This is a genomic window from Pseudomonas oryzae (assembly GCF_900104805.1).
Classification (GTDB): Bacteria; Pseudomonadota; Gammaproteobacteria; order Pseudomonadales; family Pseudomonadaceae; genus Geopseudomonas; species Geopseudomonas oryzae.
On sequence record NZ_LT629751.1, the window covers coordinates 1566310 to 1584643 of the forward strand.

Annotated in this window: 17 protein-coding genes; 11 read left to right on the plus strand and 6 right to left on the minus strand. The window is 68.0% G+C overall.

The window, feature by feature from the left end; translation table 11 throughout:
* Positions 1–25 precede the first annotated feature (25 nt).
* The gene (gene arsS / locus BLT78_RS07100; protein WP_090348303.1) at positions 26–991 is read right to left on the minus strand and encodes an arsenosugar biosynthesis radical SAM (seleno)protein ArsS; all 966 of its coding nucleotides are present in this window, start codon (positions 989–991) and stop codon (positions 26–28) included.
* A gap of 99 nt (positions 992–1090) precedes the next feature.
* Here arsS and BLT78_RS07105 point away from each other — a divergent pair, with 99 nt between their 5' ends.
* The 3 genes from BLT78_RS07105 (at position 1091) to phaR (ending at position 3198) form a co-directional block, all read left to right on the plus strand.
* Positions 1091–1762: a DUF2064 domain-containing protein gene (locus tag BLT78_RS07105; protein ID WP_090348304.1), complete on the plus strand. Its 672-nt coding sequence runs from the start codon at positions 1091–1093 to the stop codon at positions 1760–1762.
* The gene (locus BLT78_RS07110) at positions 1759–2502 is read left to right on the plus strand and encodes a glycosyltransferase (RefSeq protein WP_197673151.1); all 744 of its coding nucleotides are present in this window, start codon (positions 1759–1761) and stop codon (positions 2500–2502) included. The genes BLT78_RS07105 and BLT78_RS07110 overlap by 4 nt, the downstream gene beginning before the upstream one ends.
* Before the next feature lie 165 nt (positions 2503–2667).
* Positions 2668–3198: a polyhydroxyalkanoate synthesis repressor PhaR gene (gene phaR, locus BLT78_RS07115; RefSeq protein ID WP_090348305.1), complete on the plus strand. Its 531-nt coding sequence runs from the start codon at positions 2668–2670 to the stop codon at positions 3196–3198.
* A 275-nt stretch (positions 3199–3473) separates the two neighbouring features.
* On the opposite strand, the gene phaP is transcribed toward phaR, so the two are convergent.
* Entirely contained in the window at positions 3474–4040 is a 567-nt protein-coding gene (gene phaP, locus BLT78_RS07120) for a TIGR01841 family phasin (RefSeq protein WP_090348306.1), read from the minus strand.
* 467 nt (positions 4041–4507) lie between these two features.
* On the opposite strand from phaP, the gene phbB reads away from it, so the two are divergent.
* The 5 genes from phbB to BLT78_RS07145 all read left to right on the plus strand — a co-directional run bounded on the left by phbB (position 4508) and on the right by BLT78_RS07145 (position 11309).
* Positions 4508–5257 (plus strand): acetoacetyl-CoA reductase, encoded by a 750-nt coding sequence (gene phbB, locus BLT78_RS07125; protein ID WP_090348307.1) that lies wholly within the window; start codon positions 4508–4510, stop codon positions 5255–5257.
* 86 nt (positions 5258–5343) lie between these two features.
* Positions 5344–6522 (plus strand): acetyl-CoA C-acetyltransferase, encoded by a 1179-nt coding sequence (locus BLT78_RS07130; protein WP_090348308.1) that lies wholly within the window; start codon positions 5344–5346, stop codon positions 6520–6522.
* A gap of 85 nt (positions 6523–6607) precedes the next feature.
* Positions 6608–8314, plus strand: coding sequence for a class I poly(R)-hydroxyalkanoic acid synthase (phaC, locus tag BLT78_RS07135; RefSeq protein ID WP_090348309.1), 1707 nt, complete (start codon positions 6608–6610; stop codon positions 8312–8314).
* A 390-nt stretch (positions 8315–8704) separates the two neighbouring features.
* Positions 8705–10411 carry a class I poly(R)-hydroxyalkanoic acid synthase gene (phaC, locus tag BLT78_RS07140; protein ID WP_090348310.1) on the plus strand — a complete coding sequence of 569 codons (1707 nt, stop codon included), beginning with the start codon at positions 8705–8707 and terminating at the stop codon, positions 10409–10411.
* A 64-nt stretch (positions 10412–10475) separates the two neighbouring features.
* Positions 10476–11309 (plus strand): fumarylacetoacetate hydrolase family protein, encoded by an 834-nt coding sequence (locus tag BLT78_RS07145; RefSeq protein WP_090348311.1) that lies wholly within the window; start codon positions 10476–10478, stop codon positions 11307–11309.
* 10 nt (positions 11310–11319) lie between these two features.
* Here BLT78_RS07145 and BLT78_RS07150 read toward each other — a convergent pair whose 3' ends face one another.
* A complete protein-coding gene (locus BLT78_RS07150) occupies positions 11320–11988 on the minus strand; it encodes a dienelactone hydrolase family protein (RefSeq protein WP_231975735.1) in 669 nt (222 codons plus the stop codon).
* Positions 11989–12194: 206 nt separating this feature from the next.
* On the opposite strand from BLT78_RS07150, the gene BLT78_RS07155 reads away from it, so the two are divergent.
* Complete coding sequence (locus BLT78_RS07155) at positions 12195–12683, plus strand: CBS domain-containing protein (protein WP_172830770.1); 489 nt, start codon at positions 12195–12197, stop codon at positions 12681–12683.
* Positions 12684–12723: 40 nt separating this feature from the next.
* Here BLT78_RS07155 and BLT78_RS07160 read toward each other — a convergent pair whose 3' ends face one another.
* From BLT78_RS07160 to fdhF, 3 genes are read right to left on the minus strand one after another with little or no spacing between them, the layout of a single operon-like run.
* Entirely contained in the window at positions 12724–13563 is an 840-nt protein-coding gene (locus BLT78_RS07160) for an iron-sulfur cluster-binding protein (RefSeq protein WP_090348313.1), read from the minus strand.
* On the minus strand, positions 13551–14603 hold the full coding sequence (locus BLT78_RS07165) for a 4Fe-4S dicluster domain-containing protein (RefSeq protein WP_090348314.1): 1053 nt from the start codon (positions 14601–14603) through the stop codon (positions 13551–13553). Before BLT78_RS07165 ends, BLT78_RS07160 begins: the two co-directional genes overlap by 13 nt.
* Positions 14590–16755, minus strand: coding sequence for a formate dehydrogenase subunit alpha (gene fdhF, locus BLT78_RS07170; RefSeq protein ID WP_231975737.1), 2166 nt, complete (start codon positions 16753–16755; stop codon positions 14590–14592). Before fdhF ends, BLT78_RS07165 begins: the two co-directional genes overlap by 14 nt.
* Positions 16756–16837: 82 nt before the next feature.
* On the opposite strand from fdhF, the gene fnr reads away from it, so the two are divergent.
* Positions 16838–17599 (plus strand): fumarate/nitrate reduction transcriptional regulator Fnr, encoded by a 762-nt coding sequence (fnr, locus tag BLT78_RS07175; protein ID WP_090348316.1) that lies wholly within the window; start codon positions 16838–16840, stop codon positions 17597–17599.
* 93 nt (positions 17600–17692) lie between these two features.
* Positions 17693–18232, plus strand: coding sequence for an Hsp20/alpha crystallin family protein (locus BLT78_RS07180; RefSeq protein ID WP_090348317.1), 540 nt, complete (start codon positions 17693–17695; stop codon positions 18230–18232).
* The last annotated feature ends 102 nt before the right edge of the window (positions 18233–18334 follow it).

Here is an 18334-nt window from a genome sequence, read left to right on the forward strand (position 1 = left end):
ACGCCAGTCGCGACATCGCGCATAGTCAGTGCTTGAGCGCGCCGCCGCAGCTGGAGCCCTGCCCGGCGGTACAGGAGAAACAGTGATCGCGCGTGACGATGGGATTGCCTTCGAGGACGACGCGCAGCAGGTCGCGCAGGTGCGCGCGCTCCCGCCCGATCAGTTCGAGCGGCAGGCCGAGCATCTGGTTGAAATCGCAGTCGTACAGATAGCCCTGCCAGTCGACGCTGACCAGCGAACGGCACATCACCGCCTCGAGGTTTTCGGGCCGGTAGCTGTCCCGCAGCAACTGCATGTAGGCGGCGAACTGGCCACGGCTGACCAGGGTGCTGCCGAAGCGGGCGATGGGTTGATTGGTGATGGCCAGCAGGTGGTCGAACACGATGCCGAATTCCGCCGCCAGATGCGCCTTGTAGTCGGTCTCCAGCGCCGACTGCGGCGGCGGCAGATTCGGCCCCTGGGGGTTGTACACCAGGTTGAGCACCAGGCCGCTGCCGGCCCGGCCGTAGCCCAGCGCATTGAGCTGACGCAGGGCGGCGATGCTGCGCGCGAACACCCCCTCGCCACGCTGGCGGTCGACGTTCTCGCGGGCGTAACAGGGCAGCGAGGCGGTCACCTCCACCCCCTCGGTGGCGAGGAACTCGGCCAGATCGGCGAAACCTGGCTCCTCGAGGATGGTCAGGTTGCAGCGGTCGATCACCCGCAGCCCGGTGCGCCGCGCGTGACGCACCAGCTCGCGAAAGCGCGGGTGCATCTCGGGCGCACCGCCGGTGAGATCGAGTGTGCGCACCGGCCGGGCGTCGATCACTGCGTACAGAACGGCGAGGGTTGCGTCGCTCATGCTCTCGCGGCGCGTCGGCCCGGCGTTGACGTGGCAGTGCAGGCAACGCTGGTTGCAGCGGTAGGTCAGGTTGACCTGCAGGGCCTCCACACGGCCGCGGCGAATGGCCGGGAAGTCGAGGGCATCGAGCAGCGGCAGGGTGTCGCGCATGACAGCCTCCTCTACGGCGGATGACGGCGAAAGGCGAATGAGCGCCCCATACTCCACTATAGGTTCCCCGTGCCCAGCCCTCCTCTGCGAGCTCCCTGCATGTACAACGCCGATGCGCCCCCGCCCACCCTGATCCTGATGTGCAAGCGTCCGGGCCCCGGCCATGGCAAGCAGCGCCTGGCTGCCGGCCTGGGCACCGTGCCGGCGCAGCTGATCGCCGAGCGGATGCTGGACTGCGCCGTGGAAGACCTGGCGCACTGGCCGGGGCCGCGGGTGATCGCCCCGGATACGGTGGCGGACTGTGGCTGGGCCGGCAGACTGTTGCCTGGCTGTGCATATCCGCCACAGTGCGACGGCAACCTTGGCGAGCGGCTGAATGCCCTGGACCGCGACCTGCGCGAGGCGGGCCACCGCACTCTGGTGTTCATCGGCAGCGACGCGCCGGCGCTGAACGCCGGTGACTACCGCCGCGTGCGCGAGACGCTGAGCGAAGTCGACACCGTGCTGCTCGCCGCCCGCGATGGCGGCGTGGTGCTGATGGCCTCCAACCGGCCATGGCCGGAGCTTGCCGCCCTGCCGTGGAGCACGGCGCAGCTCGGCCAGGCGCTGACCGCCGCCTGCGGGGACGCCGGGCACTCCGTCGCGGTCTGCGGAGAGTCCTTCGATGTCGACGAGCGCGACGATCTCGCTCCTCTGCGCGCCGCGCTGGCGACCGATCCGCGCCCGGCCCGCAGACGGCTGCTGGCAACGCTGGATGCGCTCGGGCAATGAACTCCGCCAACGGCGTCAGCGTGATCATCCCCTGCCTGGGCGACGAGGCCAGCCTGGCACACCTGCTCGACCAGTTGCGCCAGGCGGCCGTGGCGGATGGCCGGCCGCTGCAGATCATCGTGGTCGACGCCGCCCGCAGCGCGGCTTGTCGCACGCTGTGCCATCGCCATGCGGCCCTGTGGTGGCCGGCGCTGCCCTGCCGTGGCACGCAGCTGCGCGAGGGAGCGGCGCAGGCCGTGCACCGGATCCTCTGGTTCCTGCATGCCGACGCCCGGCTCGAGGGCCAGCCGCTGGCCGCCCTGCACCGCGCCATCGACGACGGCGCGGTGGGCGGCTACTTCGCCTTCCGCTTCGCCGACCGCAACGCCTGGCAGGCGCGCCTGCTGGAAGTCGGGGTGGACTGGCGCACGCGCATCGGTGTGCCCTACGGCGACCAGGGACTGTTCGCCCGCCGCGACGCCTATCTCGCCGCCGGCCAGCACGCGCCCTGGCCGCTGTTCGAGGAAGTGCCGCTGGTGCAGGGCCTGCGTGCGCTCGGCGAGTTTCGCCGGATCGCGCGGGGGCTATTGGTCAACCCGCGACGCTGGCAGCGCGACGGCTGGTGGCGGCGTTCGCTGCGCAACCGCCTGCTGGCCCTGGGCTTCACGCTCGGCCTCGCGCCGCAGCGCCTGGCCCGTCTGTACGCCGGTGACAAGCCGACGAGCGTCGCGCCCAGGCGCAAGCCCAGGCGGCACAGCTGAGGCCGCGAGCTTCACCCGCGCGGCTCCAGCCGCTCCGCCAGAGCAGCAGCGAATCCGACGACCCGCGCTCGGCGGCCGGAGCTTGACGCGGGCAGGACATCCTTGCATGCGCTCTTTTTGGGGTAACATGCGGTAATCCCCTCCGCCCCGACGAGAGTTCGCAGCATGCCCGATTCCGGCCGCAAGAATGCCCGCCTGATCAAGAAGTACGCCAACCGCCGGCTCTACGACACCCAGACCAGCTCGCACATCACCCTGCAGGACATCCGTCAGCTGGTGATCCAGGAAGAGCCCTTCCAGGTGGTGGATGCCAAGAGCGGTGAGGATCTGACCCGCAGCATCCTGCTGCAGATCATTCAGGAAGCCGAGAGCGACGGCGAGCCGATCTTCTCCACCGACATGCTCAAGGGGATCATCCGTTTCTACGGCCCCTTCCAGGGCATGCTCGGCAACTATCTGGAGAAGAGCATCCAGGCGGTGCTGGATATCCAGGCCAAGACCGGCCAGCAGTCCTCCCAGGCATGGAGCGACTTCATGCGCAGCCAGCTGCCGGTGATGCAGGACCTGATGGGCCAGTACGTCGAGCAGTCCAAGCAGCTTTACCTGAACACGCAGAACCTGTTCGGCATGTTCCCCGGTTTTCCGGGCGCGACTGGACGCAACGACAAAGACAAGAAGGATGACGACAAGGCCTGAGCCGGGTCGTCCTGGAGCATGAAGCACCAAATCCGTGCAGCGCCCGCCAGTGCGGGAGCTGCACGTCGATCTGATCGGGGCTGAGCATCCGTCGACAGGATGTCCGCTGCTGGGCACCGGCAGCGGCCGCCAGCCCGCAGGCTTCGGCAGCCGTCCCTCGCTGGGCGTGGCGCATCGGCTGCCGACCCGCTACTGCCGGATCACAGCCTGGCCGTTGCCCCCCCCCGCACCCTTCCCGCTTTTCCTTCAGTTACAGCGACTTACTTGCGAGCGCCTTACTTGCGAGCACCGGCAGCCTTGGTGGCTTCGCGAGTGGCCTGACCGGCAGCGCTGGCGGCGGCGGCGATGCCGTTCTCAGCGATCTCGGCGGCCTGCTTGGCGGTCTTCTGCGCGGTTTCCAGCACGTTGCCAGCGGTCTCCACGGCCGACTTCAGCACGGCCACAGCGGACTCCGAGCCAGCTGGCGCATTCTTTGCAATCTCTTCGACAAGCTCCTGCACCTGCTGGGTGTTGCGGGCAGCCTGACGCTCGCCGAGCTTGGCGATGTCGGCCTGGACGCTGGAGACCAGATCGTAGACCTGACGACCGAACTCCATCACGCGCTCGGCCTGGTGGGCCGGATGGGCGATGGTGCCGAGCACCGAGGTGAAGGTCTGCGGGTCGCGGGCGGCGAGCAGCTTGCTGGCGTTGGCGAAGTTCTCCTCGCTGACGCTGCGCAGGGTGCTGATTTGCAGATGGCTGAACTGCTCGAAACCCTTGAGGACCTTGCTGTTCAGTTGCTGCAGCAGTTCGAGGTTGGCTTTCTGGGTGGCTTGCAGTTTTTCCGAATCGAAGAAGGACATGGATGAGTCTCCAGAAAATTAGAAAGGCCGAAAAACCACGTTGAGGTGCATCGGCGCACCGTCCTGCGATTGCATTCTTGGTGATTGCAGCCAAAACCGCAAGCAATTTTTTGTGCGCCGCACAAAAAGATCCTCAACCACTCACGGACAGCTCAGGAGGCCGCAAATACCGAGGAATCAAGGACAGCCACTTAGCCATATCCGAGTTATGTGTCTATCATGTGACACGCAAGCGTTCTTTCCGGCATATGCCAGGATCGAATTTTTGCAGAGCAGCAGGAGATAAGCCCATACCAGCGAGAGCCCGGACGCTTTTCGTCAAAAAAACGCAATCATGCCGAAGCAAGGTAGGTACGTCGGGCCTACACCAATCAGCCTGAAAGCCAGGGAACCCAATCGGACCGCATGGTCCGCCCTCCCCGGCGATGTTGTTTAGCTTTCTCTTACGTCTAACGGAGTGACTGAGCATGACCAACAACAACAAGCGCATTGCACTGGTAACTGGCGGCATGGGTGGTATCGGCACGGCTATCAGCCAGCGCCTGTACCGGGACGGTTTCATCGTGGTGGTCGGCTGCAGCACCCAATCCACGCGCAAGGACAGCTGGCTGGAGCAGCAGCGCCAGGAAGGCTACGAGTTCCACAGCATGGCCTGCGACATCACCGACTGGGACGACGTGGTGCGCGCCTTCGCCGATGTCCGCGAGGAGATCGGCGAGGTCGACGTGCTGGTCAACAACGCCGGCATCACCCGCGACACCACGTTCAAGAAAATGACCCCGCAGGACTGGAGCGCGGTGATTTCCACCAACCTCAACGGCCTGTTCAACACCACCAAGCAGGTCATCGATCCGATGCTCGCGCAGGGCTGGGGCCGCGTCATCAATATCTCCTCTGTGAATGGCCAGCGTGGCCAGTTCGGTCAGACCAACTATTCGGCCGCCAAGGCCGGCATCCATGGTTTCACCATGGCGCTGGCCCGCGAAGTTGCCGGCAAGGGCATCACCGTCAACACCATCTCCCCCGGCTACATCCGCACCGAGATGACCGCGGCGATCCGTGAAGACGTACTGGAGAAGATCATTTCCGGCATTCCGGTCGGCCGCATGGGCCAGCCGGAGGAAATCGCCTCCATGGTCTCCTGGCTGGCCTCCAACGAGGGCGCCTACGCCACCGGCGCCGACTTCTCGGTCAACGGCGGCCTGAACATGGCCTGACCGGGCCCTGATCGCTCCTTCGCGACCGTCCGGCCCACTCCGCCGGGCGGCCGCCTCTTCCCAGTCTTTCCAGCAGAGGTTTGTCCATGAACGATGTCGTCATTGTCGCCGCCACCCGTACCGCCATCGGCTCCTTCCAGGGTGCCCTGAGCGGCATCTCCGCCCCCGACCTCGGCGCCGCCGTGATCCGCCAGGTGCTCGAGCAGAGCGGCGTCCAGCCGCAGGATATCGACGAGGTGATCCTCGGCCAGGTGCTCACCGCAGGCTCCGGGCAGAACCCCGCCCGCCAGGCCGCGATCAAGGCCGGCCTGCCCCACGAGGTGCCGGCGCTGACCCTCAACAAGGTCTGCGGCTCCGGCCTCAAGGCCGTGCAACTGGCCGTGCAGGCCATCCGCTGCGGCGACGCCGAGCTGATCATCGCCGGCGGCCAGGAGAACATGAGCCTGTCGCCCTACGTGCTGCCCAAGGCGCGCACCGGCCTGCGCATGGGCCACGCCCAGCTGCAGGACAGCATGATCCAGGACGGCCTGTGGGATGCCTTCAACGACTACCACATGGGCATCACCGCCGAGAATCTGGCCAAGCGCTTCGAGATCACTCGCGAGGAGCAGGACGCCTTCGCCGCCGCCTCCCAGCAGAAGGCCGCCGCGGCCATCGAGGCCGGCACCTTCAAGGACGAGATCACCCCGATCCTGATCCCGCAGCGCAAGGGCGATCCTCTGGTGTTCGCCACCGACGAGCAGCCGCGCGGCGACACCACCTACGACAGCCTGGCCAAGCTCAAGCCGGCGTTCAGCAAGGACGGCAGCGTCACCGCCGGCAACGCTTCCAGCATCAACGACGGCGCCGCCGTGGTGCTGCTGGCCAGCGCGAAGAAGGCCGCCGAGCTGGGCCTGCCGGTACTGGCCAAGGTCAAGGCCTACGCCAGCTCCGGCGTCGACCCGGCGATCATGGGCATCGGCCCGGTGTCGGCCACCCGCCTGTGCCTGGAGAAGGCCGGCTGGAGCCTCGCCGACCTCGATCGCGTCGAAGCCAACGAGGCCTTCGCCGTGCAGGCGCTGAGCGTCAACAAGGAGCTGGGCTGGGATACCAGCAAGGTCAACGTCAACGGCGGCGCCATCGCCCTCGGCCACCCGATCGGCGCCTCCGGCTGCCGCATCCTGGTCACCCTGCTGCACGAACTGCAGCGCAGCAACCTGAGCAAGGGCCTGACCACCCTGTGCATCGGCGGCGGCCAGGGCGTGGCCCTGGCAATCGAACGCTGATATGGTCTGAACGCCCCCTGCATCGCAACGATGCGGGGGCGTTGCCAGTCGGATACCAGCAGCCTCTTGATAGCGGATACCTGTGATGGACAACTCACCGCCCTTCTCGGCCTTCTTCTCGGCCAACCTGCCCTTCGTCGCCCGTGCCGCTCTCGAACAGCTGCGCATCTGGGTTCGTCACAATCCTTGGTTCCAGGGCAAGAACACCGATAGCTGGTTCCAGGTCGACGGCGCCGTCCTCGACCGTCTGCAGGCGGAATACGGTGGCGAGTGGGCCCAGCTCGGCATGCAGATGCTGACCCAGCAGCCGTTCGCCTTCACCGACCCGCGCTTTGCCGGCAGCGCCTGGAGCCAGCCGATGTTCGGCTCGCTGGCCGCGCTGTACCTGCTCAACTCGCGCTTCCTGATGCGCCTGATCGACGAGCTGCCGATCGAGTCCGGCAAGATGCGGCAGCGCCTGGTGTTCCTGGTCGAGCAACTGATCGCCGCCGGCGCGCCGAGCAACTACCTGAACAGCAACCCGGAAGCCCTCGAGCGGGCGGTGCAGACCGGCGGAGCCAGCCTGTTCAGCGGCCTGCTGCACCTGGCCAGCGACCTCAAGGAAGGCAAGCTGCGCCAGTGCGACAGCGGCGCCTTCGAGGTGGGTGTCAACCTGGCCAACACGCCCGGCCAGGTGGTCTACCAGAATCCGATCTTCCAGCTGATCCAGTACACGCCGCAGAGCGACACCCAGTACCAGCGCCCGCTGCTGATCGTGCCGCCGGCGATCAACAAGTTCTACATCCTCGACCTGCAGCCGGAGAGCTCGCTGGTGCGCTACGCCCTGGAACAGGGCCATCCGGTGTTCCTGGTGTCCTGGCGCAACGCCGACGAGAGCATCGCCACCGCGACCTGGGACGACTACGTCGAGCAGGGCATCCTCGAGGCGATCAGGATCACCCAGGCGATCAGCGGCCAGGAGCAGCTCAACCTGCTCGGCTACTGCGTCGGCGGTACCCTGCTGGCCTGCGGCCTCGGCGTGCTGGCCGCGCGCGGGCAGCAGCCGGCGGCGAGCCTGACCCTGCTGGTCACCCTGCTCGACTTCGAGGACACCGGGGTACTCAACGTGTTCGTCGACGAGGAAATCGTCCGCTACCGCGAGCGCACCATCGGCGGCGAAGGCGGCAACTTCGGCCTGTTCCGCGGCGAGGACATGGGCAACACCTTTTCCCTGCTGCGCCCCAACGAGCTGTGGTGGAACTACGGCGTCGAGAAGTACCTGAAGGGCCAGAAGCCGCGCTCGCTGGACCTCTTGTACTGGAACAACGACCACACCCACCTGCCCGGCCCGATGTACTGCTGGTACATGCGCCATTCCTACCTGCAGAACGACCTGAAGAGCGGCCGCCTGCAGCTGTGCGGTGAAACCCTCGACCTGTCCAGGCTGGACATGCCGGCCTACCTGGTCGGCACCCGCGAGGACCACATCGTACCGTGGCGCGGCGCCTTCGCGAGTACCCGCCTGCTCAAGGGGCCGACCCGCTTCGTCCTCGGCGCCTCCGGGCACATCGCCGGAGTCATCAACCCGCCGGCGAAGAAGAAGCGCAGCTACTGGACCAGCGAGGCGCTGCCGGCCGATCCGGACCAGTGGTTCGCGGGGGCCAGCGAGCATCCCGGCAGCTGGTGGGGCGACTGGAGCGAGTGGCTGGCGAAGACCGCCGGCGAGCGCGTGCCGGCAATCACCAGCCTGGGCTCGAGCGACTTCCCTGTACTCGAGGCCGCCCCCGGCAGCTACGTCCTGCAACGCGACTGACCGCCGCCTGCCCGGCCCGCGCCCAGCGGGCCGGGCAGCGCCTCGCCCCATCCCCGCCCATCCCGCCCTTTCCTTCGCGCCTTCTGCCGCCCTGCTCCTGAGCGCGGCCCGCGCAACCATCTCCCGCCCCCACGCCCGACGCGCTCGCCACTGGCCGGCGGTTTTTCTCTGAACGTCTACCGGTGCGAAACTGCGCGATTCGCCGACAGCACTGTCATGCAATGAGAAACGCCTGTCGCTGGATGATAAGCATGTGCACCCGGCACCCCCTAGATTGCCTGCCTGCCAGGGCACCGCGCGACATCGCGGCGCACTGGGCCACTGCCGTTGGCCGCGAGGCGAATGCAGAGCCCAGTGGCAGAACATGCCTTTCAGATGCGGGTAAAAACAATGAACAACGCACCGCCCTTCTCGGCCTTCTTCTCGGCCAACCTGCCTTTCGTCGTCCGTGCCGCCCTGGAGCCGCTGCGCTTCTGGGTACGCCAGAATCCCTGGTTCCAGGGGCAGGACACCGACGCCTGGTTCGCAGTCGACAGCGAGGCGCTCAACGCCTTGCAGAGCGAATACAACGGCGAATGGGCCCGGCTCGGCATGCAGATGCTGACCCAGCAGCCGTTCGCCTTCAGCGACGCGCGCTTTGCCGGCAATGCCTGGAACCAGCCGCTGTTCGGTGCGCTGGCCGCGCTCTACCTGCTCAACTCGCGCTTCCTGATGCGCCTGATCGACCTGCTGCCGATCGACTCGGCCAGGCTGCGCAAGCGCCTGGCGTTCCTGGTCGAGCAACTGGTCGCCGCCGGCGCGCCGAGCAACTACCTGGGCAGCAACCCGGAAGCTCTCGAGCGGGCGGTGCAGACCGGCGGAGCCAGCCTGTTCAGCGGCCTGCTGCACCTGGCCAGCGACCTCAAGGAAGGCAAGCTGCGCCAGTGCGACAGCGCGGCCTTCGAGGTGGGCGTCAACCTGGCCAACACCCCCGGCCAGGTGGTCTACCAGAACCCGCTGTTCCAGCTGATCCAGTACGCGCCGCAGAGCGAAACCCAGTACCAGCGCCCGCTGCTGCTGGTGCCGCCGGCGATCAACAAGTTCTACATCCTCGACCTGCAGCCGGAGAGCTCGCTGGTGCGCCATGCCCTCGAGCAGGGCCATCCGGTGTACCTGATGTCCTGGCGCAACGTCGATCAGGACATGGCCACCACCACCTGGGACGACTACGTCGAACAGGGCATCCTCGAGGCGATCCGCGTCACCCAGGCGATCAGCGGCGAGCAGCAGCTGAACATGCTCGGCTACTGCGTCGGCGGCACCCTGCTGGCCTGTGGCCTCGGCGTACTGGCCGCGCGCGGAAAGAAGCCGGCCGCCAGCCTGACCCTGCTGGTCACCCTGCTCGACTTCGCCGACACCGGGCTGCTCAGCGTGTTCATCGACGAACAGATCGTCCGCTACCGCGAGCGCACCATCGGCGGCGAAGGCGGCAAGTACGGCCTGTTCCGCGGCGAGGAGATGGGCAACACCTTCTCCCTGCTGCGGCCCAACGAGCTGTGGTGGAACTACGGCGTCGAGAAGTACCTCAAGGGCCAGAAGCCGCGCGCGCTGGACCTGTTGTATTGGAACAACGACCACACCCACCTGCCCGGCGCCATGTACTGCTGGTACCTGCGCCACACCTACCTGCAGAACGAGCTGAAGAGCGGCACCCTCGAGGTCTGCGGCGAAATCCTCGACCTCGGCCGGCTCGACATGCCGACCTACTTGGTCGGCGCCCGCGAGGACCACATCGTGCCGTGGCGCAGTGCCTTCACCAGCGGCCGCCTGCTCAAGGGACCAAGCCGCTTCGTGCTCGGCGCCTCCGGGCACATCGCCGGCATCATCAATCCTGCTTCAAAGAACAAGCGCAGCTACTGGACCAGCGAGACGCCGGCGACCGATCCCGAGCAGTGGCTGGCAAGCGCCACCGAGCAGCCCGGCAGCTGGTGGGTCGACTGGAGCAACTGGCTGGGCCAGCACGCCGGCAAGCGCGGCAAGCCGGCGGCCAGCCTCGGTTCGGCCGACTATCCGCCGCTCGAAGCCGCCCCCGGCCACTACGTGCTGGAGCGCGGCTGATCGCGGCAGCCCGGCCCGCCTGGTGCGGGCCGGAATCTGCGATCCACGACAGGAGAGCTTTCCCATGCGCTACGTGCATTTCCTCCACCAGGGCCGCCCCACCCTGGGTGTGCGCCGCGGCGAAGCCGTGCAGATCCTCGGCGAGGAACCACTGGAGTCGCTGTTGGCGCGCGGCGTCGACCTGCTGGAATACGCCAGCGCTTCCACGGGCCCGCTGGTGCGGGTAGCCGAGGACGCCTGGCTGCCGCTGATGCGACAACCGCCGAAGATCGTCTGCGTCGGCCTCAACTATGCCGACCACACCCGCGAGACCGACTTCGCCCAGCCGGACTACCCCACCTTCTTCGCCCGCTTCGCCTCCAGCCTCACCGCGCACAACCGGCCGCTGGTGCGCCCGCGCCTGTCCGACTCGCTCGACTACGAGGGCGAGATGGCCGTGGTGCTGAAGAGCGGCGGCCGGCACATCCGCCGGGAGGACGCCCTGCAGCATGTCGCCGGCTATGCGCTGTTCAACGAGGCCTCGGTGCGCGACTACCAGTTCAGGTCGACGCAGTGGACGGTGGGCAAGAACTTCGACGCCACCGGCGCCTTCGGCCCGGAGCTGGTCACCGCCGACGAGCTGCCGGAAGGCGGCAAGGGCCTGCACATCGAGACGCGCCTGAACGGCGAGGTGGTGCAGGCGGCCAATACCCGCGACATGCTCTTCGACGTCGCCACCCTGATCGCCACGCTCAGCGAGGCTATGACCCTGCAGGCCGGCGACGTGATCGTCAGCGGCACACCGGCCGGCGTCGGCTTCGCCCGCGAGCCCCGGCTGTACCTCAAGGCCGGCGACCGGGTCGAGGTGCACATCGAGGGCATCGGCACGCTGAGCAACCCGGTGGTCGACGAGGCCTGAGCCCCGCGGCTCAGACCAGACGCAGGTAGCGCAGGAACCACTCGCCCGCCAGTTCGGCGACCACCAGCAGCTTGCCCGGCTCCTCGAACAGGTGGGTGGCGCCGGGCACCACCTCCAGGCGCTTGATGCCGGTCAGCCGGGTCAGGCTGTCGCGGTTGAGGGCGAGCACCTCATCGTCCTCGCCGCCGACGATCAGCAGGGTCGGTGCGCGCACATGCTCCAGCGCATCGCCGGCCAGGTCGCTGCGCCCGCCACGCGACACCACCGCGGCCACCGCATGCTGGCGCTGCGCCGCGCAGATCAGCGCCGCTGCGGCGCCGGTGCTGGCGCCGAACAGACCGACGATCAGCTCCTGCAGGCGCTCGTCCTGCTGCAGCCAGTCGACCACCCCGGCCAGGCGGCGGGCAAGCAGAGGGATGTCGAAGCGGAACTCGCGGGTGATCTCGTCCACCTGCTGCTCCTCCATGGTCAGCAGGTCGAGCAGCAGGGTGCCCAGGCCGAGGTCATTGAAGTAGCGCGCCACCTGCTGGTTGCGCGGACTGAAGCGGCTGCTGCCACTGCCGTGGGCGAATACCACCAGGCCCTCGGCGCCCTCCGGCAGGGCCAGATCGCCATGCACGTCGGCATCGTCGAGATTGAGGATCAGGCTGCGCTGCGGCGGCATTTTCGGAGCGATCATGGCGGCATCTCCCCCTATCGTCTCCTCTCAGCTTAGCTCGCGTCGCGACCGGCGGCGGCCGTGCGTCTGACGACCGACGCCGCCGGCATGTCCTGCGGGTCTAGAATCAGCAGATGTCTCCCTGCTCATCCGGAGGATGAGGCGTCGGTCCTGCGGCCCGCGTATCCCGGAACTGCCTGCGCAGCCGCTCAGCGAGGAGCATGCAGATGAACGTCAGCGAAGTGATGCACACGCCGGTCCAGTGCTGTCACCCCGGCGACAGCCTGGAAATGGCGGCGCAGATGATGGCGCAGAACGATTGCGGCGCAATTGCCGTGGTCGACGAAACCAACCATGCGATCGGCATCGTCACCGACCGCGATATCGCCCTGGTGGCCGCCCAGCGGCACCAGCCCCTGTGGGAACTCAAGGCCGGCGAACTGTCCGGCCAGCACGACCTCTATACCTGCCACGACGACACCGACGTGCACGAGGCGCTGCACATGATGGCGGACAAGAAGGTGCGCCGCCTGCCGGTGATCGGAGCCGACGGCGAGCTGCACGGCATGGTCGCCATGTCGGACATTCTCCACCGCCTGAGCATGAGCGGCGTCACCGCGCGCAACGCCCCCGAGGACTGGCGGGAAGCCCTGGAAGCCTTCAACCACATCACCTCGCCCAGCCTGCCGATGGTCATGCCCGACATGGGCATGTGACCGCGCCCCGGCGGCCCGCGCTCACGGGCCGCCGGAGGCTTCAGCAGACCTCGTGCGCACCCGGCGTACCGCGTCCGTTGCCGGCGGCGAGCAGCTCCAGGTAGTTGTCGTAGCGATAGGTCGGTCCGTCGACGCAGGCATAGCTGTCGGCGATATAGCAGTGCCCGCAGAGTCCCACCGCGCAGTGCATGCGCCGCTCCACCGACAGCCACAGGCTGTCCGCCGTCACGCCACGCGCGAGGCAGCCCTGGGCGATGGCGTGCATGAATGCCTCCGGCCCGCAGCAGAGCACCGCCTGCGGCAGCTCCTCGGCGAACAGGCGGTCGAGCTGCGCCAGGGGCGAGCCACGCAGTTCCGCCGGGCCGCCCTGGTCGAGCGTCTCGATCAGCGGCAGCGCCTGCCGCCAGCGCACCCGCTCGCGGCCGAGCACCTGCGCCTCGGCGCTGCGCGCGCCATAGAGCACACGCAGGTGCGGCGACGCCGGATGGCGCAGGGCCTCCTCGATCAACCCGGCCAGCGGCGCCAGGCCGCAACCGCCGGCCACCACCAGCACCCGCCGCGAACCGAGGAACAGCGGCCAGCCCTTGCCATAGGGGCCGCGATAGCCCAGCAGGGCGCCGGGCTGCAGTTCGAACAGGCGCGCGGTCAGCTTGCCGGTGCGCCGCACCAGCGCGGTGAACTCGCCGGCGCCGTTCGGCGGGCTGACATAGGTGAACGGCGCCTCGCCCTGGCCGGGGATGCCGAGCATGAAGAACTGCCCGGGAATCACCACCCGGTCGCCGGCCTGGGGCTGGTCGATGCGCAGGGTCAGGTTACGCGAGTCCAGGCCGTCGTCGTAGCAATCCACCAGGCGCAGCACGCGCGGAGTCAGCTCGAGCATGGTTTGCCTACCTTGTGCATGACCGCATGCACGCCGATGCCGCCGGGGCAGACCTGATCGCAACGCCCGCAACCGACGCAGCCATAGCGGCCGAACTCCTCGCGAAAGCCCTCGCCGAACTTGTGCTGCCAGAAGCGCTGCACGCGCTGGCCGGCCAGCGCCGCCGGATTGTGGCCGCTGGCTTCCTTCTGGAAGCCCTCGTACAGGCAGGAATCCCACACCCGCTCTTGGACCACGGCGCCGCCCGGCTGCCGGCGCTCGAGCGGTGCGAAGCAGGAGCAGGTCGGGCATACCGTGGTGCAGCCGGAGCAGACCAGGCAGCGCAGGCCGAGGCTTTCCCAGGTCGCGTCGCTGACCCGACCGGCGTTGATCGCGGCGACACCGGCCTGCAGCCAATGCCCGTCGCCCTGCTCGCGCGCCACCCGCTGGCGGTTGCCGTCGCGCTCGGCTGCCCAATCGCAGTCCGCCTCCGCCAGCGCGAGCCCCAGCAAAGCGGCCGCACCGGCCGGCGAGCCGGTCAGCAGCAGCCAGTCGCCGCCCTCGCGCGGCAGCAGGACCAGATCGGCACTGCCCGCGCGTACCGTCGGCCCGCTGTCGACGCTGGTGCAGAAGCCGTGGCTGCAGCTGTGCCGGCAGTCGATGCCGACCAGCAGGGTCGCGCCGCGGCGGGCCTGGTAGTGCGGGTCGGCTGCGAAGAACTGGTCCTGGTAGGCGATCGCGGTGAGATCGCAGGCATGCAGGCCGAACAGCACCTGCGCCGGCACCTGCGGCAGGCAGGCGACGAAGCACTGGCCATCGAAACGGAACACCGCCTCGCGCTCGGCGAAGAAGAACGCCTTGGCGGAAAACGGTGGCGGATCGACCTGCGCCACGAACAGCGTGGCATCCGCCGCCGCCACGGCCTGCCAGTGACGACCGCCCTGACCGTCCTCGCGGACCTCGTACAGGGTGCGCTCGCCGGCCAGATGCGCGCGCAGGCGCTCGACACTGTCCAGCGCGTAGCAGACAGGCTGGAACTCCAGCGCTTCAACCTTGAACATCGTCACCCTCCTCGGCCAGCTCGCCCGGCGCACGCGGCGCCACCCCGAGGGGCAGCGGCTCGATGGCCACCGCGCAGGCCTTGAGTTCCGGCATCTTGCTCTGCGGATCCTGGGCGCTGTTGGTGAGGATGTTGCAGGGCGCCTCGCGGAAGTGATACGGCATCGACAGGGTGCCGGGCGGCACGTCGTCGCTGACCTGCGCGCGGGTTTCCAGGCAGCCGCGCCGCGAGCGCAGGCGCACGCCCTGGCCATCGCGCAGGCCGAGGCTCGCCGCGTCCTGCGGGTGGATGAACAGCAGGCCGGCCGGGGTTTCCCGCTCCAGCAGCGGCGACTTGCGGGTCATCGAGCCGCCGCCGTAGTGGAAGTGCAGGCGCTGCGTGGTGAAGAAGAACGGATACTCGGCGTCCGGGCACTCGTCCGGATCGACCTGCGATACCGGCAGCAGCCGGCCCTTGCCGCGCGGAAAGCCCTGCGTGTGCAGCAGCGGCGAGCCCTGCGGGTGGTCGGCGTCGCACGGCCAGTGCAGGCCGTGGTGGGCATCCAGCACCGGGTAGCTCATGGCCGAGAAGATCGGCGTCAGGCTGGTCATTTCCGCGAAGATGGCCTCGGCATCCGCCCAGTTCATCCCGGCGTAGCCCATGCGCCCGGCCAGGTCGGCGAGGATCTGCCAGTCGGTGCGCGCCTCGCCGGGCGGGCTGACCGCGCGGCGGATACGCTGCACCCGGCGTTCGCAGTTGGTGAAGGTGCCGTCCTTCTCGGCGAACGAGGCCGCCGGCAGCACCACGTCCGCGAGCCTGGCGGTCTCGGTCAGCACCAGCTCGACCACCACCAGGAAGTCCAGTGCACGCAGGGCCCGCTCGACATGATGCTGGTCCGGATCGGTCAGCACCGGCTCCTCGCCCATGATCATCAGCGCCCGGAAGTCGCCGGACAGCGCCGCGCCGGTCATGCCCAGCGAGGTCAGGCCGGGCATCCGCGGCATCGGCACGCCCCAGGCCTTGGTGAACTTGTCCTGCACCTCGCCGCTGATGGCTTCCTGATAGCCGGGATAGACGTTGGGCAGGCAGCCCATGTCGCAGGCGCCCTGCACGTTGTTCTGCCCGCGCAGCGGGTTGATCCCGGCGCCGGGATGGCCCACCTGGCCGCACACCAGGGCCAGGTTGGAAACCGCCACCACGTTGTTGGTGCCGCTCTGGAACTGGGTGATGCCCATGCCATAGGCGATGAAGGCGGCGCTGGCCTGGCTGACCTCGTAGGCCAGCTGCTGCAGCACGGCCACCGGCACGCCGGTCTGCGCGCTGGTCAGCTCCGGGGTGAGTCCGGCTACATGCTCGCGCAGCGCCTCGAGGTTCTCGCAGCGCTCGCGCAGGAACTGCAGGTTTTCCCAGCCGTTGGCGAAGATGATGTGCAGCAGGCCGTTGAGCAGGGCGATGTTGCTGCCCAGGCGCAACTGCACATGCAGGTCGGCCAGGCGGGCCAGGCGGGTCTTTCGCGGATCGACCACCACCAGCCGCGCCCCGCGCGCCTGGGCGCGCAGGATGCGCGCGCCGATCATCGCGTGATTCTCGGTGGCGTCGGCGCCGATCAGCAGGATCAGGTCGGCACGGTCGATGTCGGCGATACTGGCGCTCATCGCCCCTGAGCCGAGGGTCAGTGACAGGCCGGCCACCGACGGGCTGTGACAGATGCGCGCGCAATGGTCGATGTTGTTGGTGCCGAGCACCGCGCGGGCGAATTTCTGTGCCGCGTAGTTGTCCTCGTTGGTCGCCCGCGCGCAGCTGATCACCCCCACCGCGCGCGGTCCGCCCTCGGCCAGCGCATCGCGGAAGGCGCCGGCCACCCGCTCCAGCGCTTCGTCCCAGCTGGCGGGACGGAAGCCTGCGCCCTCGCGGATCAGCGGCTGGGTCAGACGGTCGGCGGGGTCGATGGCGAAGCTGGTCGACCAGCCCTTGCTGCACAGCTGGCCCTGGCTGACCGGATGGCCCGGCTGCGGCTCGACGCCGACCACCCGGTTGCCCTCGACCCGCAAGCCGATGCCGCAACCCACGCCACAGAACGTGCACACGCTGGGAATCACCTGCATCGCGCTGCTCCTGCCCGTCAGGTCGATCCTTCCACGGTAGAACGCCCCGTCGTCGGCGAACTTGATCATGATCAGGAACTTGCAAAGTTCGCCGATGACCTAGACTGGAAGGCAGTTGCAACTGCGTGCCAGCAGTGGGGGCATCTTTTTTATGCTTTCAAACACGGGCCAGCCCGTATCCGGCCGTTGCACCCGGGAGCAGATCAGCTGCCGCGAGTGCAAGGTACGGGCGCACTGCTTCCCGCTCAACCTGCATGACGGCGAACTGCAGCAGCTGGATGGCATCATCCAGCGCGCCCGCCCGCTGCAGCGGGGCGAATACCTGTTCAGCGCCGGCGAGCCGCTCCGCCAGCTCCATGCGGTGCGCGCCGGCACGCTGAAGACTTACCTGCTGAGCAGCGAGGGCGAGGAGCAGATCACCGGCTTCCATCTGCCCGGCGAGATGCTCGGCCTCGACGGCCTCGGCACCAACAGCCACCTGAGCTTCGCCGTCGCCCTGGAAACCTGCATGGTCTGCGCCATACCGCTGGCGCGCCTGGAGGAGCTGGCCGGCAGCATGCCGCGCCTGCGCACCGAACTGCTGCGGGTGATGAGCCAGGCCATCCATGCCGACCACGAGCAGATGCGCCTGACCCGCAAGCCGGCGGAGGAGCGCCTGGCAGCCTTTCTCCTCGAACTCTCGCAACGCTTTCGCGCCCGCGGCTATTCCGCGCACAACTTCATCCTGCCGATGAGCCGCTGCGAAATCGCCAACTACCTGGGCCTGACCAGCGAAACGGTCAGCCGCCTGCTCACCCGCTACCGCGACCGGGGGCTGGTGGAGATCAGCGGCCGCGAGGTCTGCCTCAGGGACATGCACCGCCTCCGCCAGCTGTGCGGGCTGCAGTCAGCCGAGCTGGTCGAGGACGAGTGAGGCGGCAGGCGCTTGATCAAAGTCAAAGCGTACCGGCCACCCCCGATCGAAAGTCAAGCAAAGTCCATATCGGACCACTAGGGAGGAGCCACCATGGCTGAGAACGAAAACAAGCCCCAGGAGCAGAGCGAAGAGAAGTCCACCAAGCAGAGTCCGCTCTCCTCCGCCATGCGCCCGCTGGAGAACCTGCGCCACCAGGTCGACAAGCTGTTCGAGGACTTCGACCGTGGCTGGCGTCTGCCCTCGCTGTCGCGCAGCCTCGACATCGAGCCGTTCTGGCGCCGTGAGCTGAGCTTCACCGGCATGCCGGCGGTGGACATCGTCGAGAAGGACGACGCCTTCGAGATCAGCGCCGAACTGCCGGGCATGGACGAGAAGAACATCGAGGTCAAACTGAGCAACGGCAACCTGACCATCAAGGGCGAGAAGAAGGATGAGCGCGAGGAGAAGAAGAAGGACTACTACCTTTCCGAGCGTCACTACGGCTCTTTCCAGCGCACCTTCGCCCTGCCGGAAGGCGTGGACCCGGAGAAGATCGAAGCCCACTTCGCCAAGGGCGTTCTGACCCTGCACCTGCCGAAGAAACCCGAAGCCAGGCAGACGGAAAAGACCATCGCGATCAAGAGCAGCTGATCGACTCCCGCAGCGCCCCGCCCCGTGCGGGGCCACTGCTGCTTCAGATCGCGGGCAAGGCGGTCATCCGCAACCACCGGGCTGAATGGCCCATCCGGCCCG

Coding starts and splice junctions, on each gene's coding strand:
- arsS (WP_090348303.1), bottom strand. CDS start 991: ATGCGCGACACCCTGCCGCTGCTCGATGCCCTCGACTTCCCGGCCATT.
- BLT78_RS07105 (WP_090348304.1), top strand. CDS start 1,091: ATGTACAACGCCGATGCGCCCCCGCCCACCCTGATCCTGATGTGCAAG.
- BLT78_RS07110 (WP_197673151.1), top strand. CDS start 1,759: ATGAACTCCGCCAACGGCGTCAGCGTGATCATCCCCTGCCTGGGCGAC.
- phaR (WP_090348305.1), top strand. CDS start 2,668: ATGCCCGATTCCGGCCGCAAGAATGCCCGCCTGATCAAGAAGTACGCC.
- phaP (WP_090348306.1), bottom strand. CDS start 4,040: ATGTCCTTCTTCGATTCGGAAAAACTGCAAGCCACCCAGAAAGCCAAC.
- phbB (WP_090348307.1), top strand. CDS start 4,508: ATGACCAACAACAACAAGCGCATTGCACTGGTAACTGGCGGCATGGGT.
- BLT78_RS07130 (WP_090348308.1), top strand. CDS start 5,344: ATGAACGATGTCGTCATTGTCGCCGCCACCCGTACCGCCATCGGCTCC.
- phaC (WP_090348309.1), top strand. CDS start 6,608: ATGGACAACTCACCGCCCTTCTCGGCCTTCTTCTCGGCCAACCTGCCC.
- phaC (WP_090348310.1), top strand. CDS start 8,705: ATGAACAACGCACCGCCCTTCTCGGCCTTCTTCTCGGCCAACCTGCCT.
- BLT78_RS07145 (WP_090348311.1), top strand. CDS start 10,476: ATGCGCTACGTGCATTTCCTCCACCAGGGCCGCCCCACCCTGGGTGTG.
- BLT78_RS07150 (WP_231975735.1), bottom strand. CDS start 11,988: ATGATCGCTCCGAAAATGCCGCCGCAGCGCAGCCTGATCCTCAATCTC.
- BLT78_RS07155 (WP_172830770.1), top strand. CDS start 12,195: ATGAACGTCAGCGAAGTGATGCACACGCCGGTCCAGTGCTGTCACCCC.
- BLT78_RS07160 (WP_090348313.1), bottom strand. CDS start 13,563: ATGCTCGAGCTGACTCCGCGCGTGCTGCGCCTGGTGGATTGCTACGAC.
- BLT78_RS07165 (WP_090348314.1), bottom strand. CDS start 14,603: ATGTTCAAGGTTGAAGCGCTGGAGTTCCAGCCTGTCTGCTACGCGCTG.
- fdhF (WP_231975737.1), bottom strand. CDS start 16,755: ATGATCAAGTTCGCCGACGACGGGGCGTTCTACCGTGGAAGGATCGAC.
- fnr (WP_090348316.1), top strand. CDS start 16,838: ATGCTTTCAAACACGGGCCAGCCCGTATCCGGCCGTTGCACCCGGGAG.
- BLT78_RS07180 (WP_090348317.1), top strand. CDS start 17,693: ATGGCTGAGAACGAAAACAAGCCCCAGGAGCAGAGCGAAGAGAAGTCC.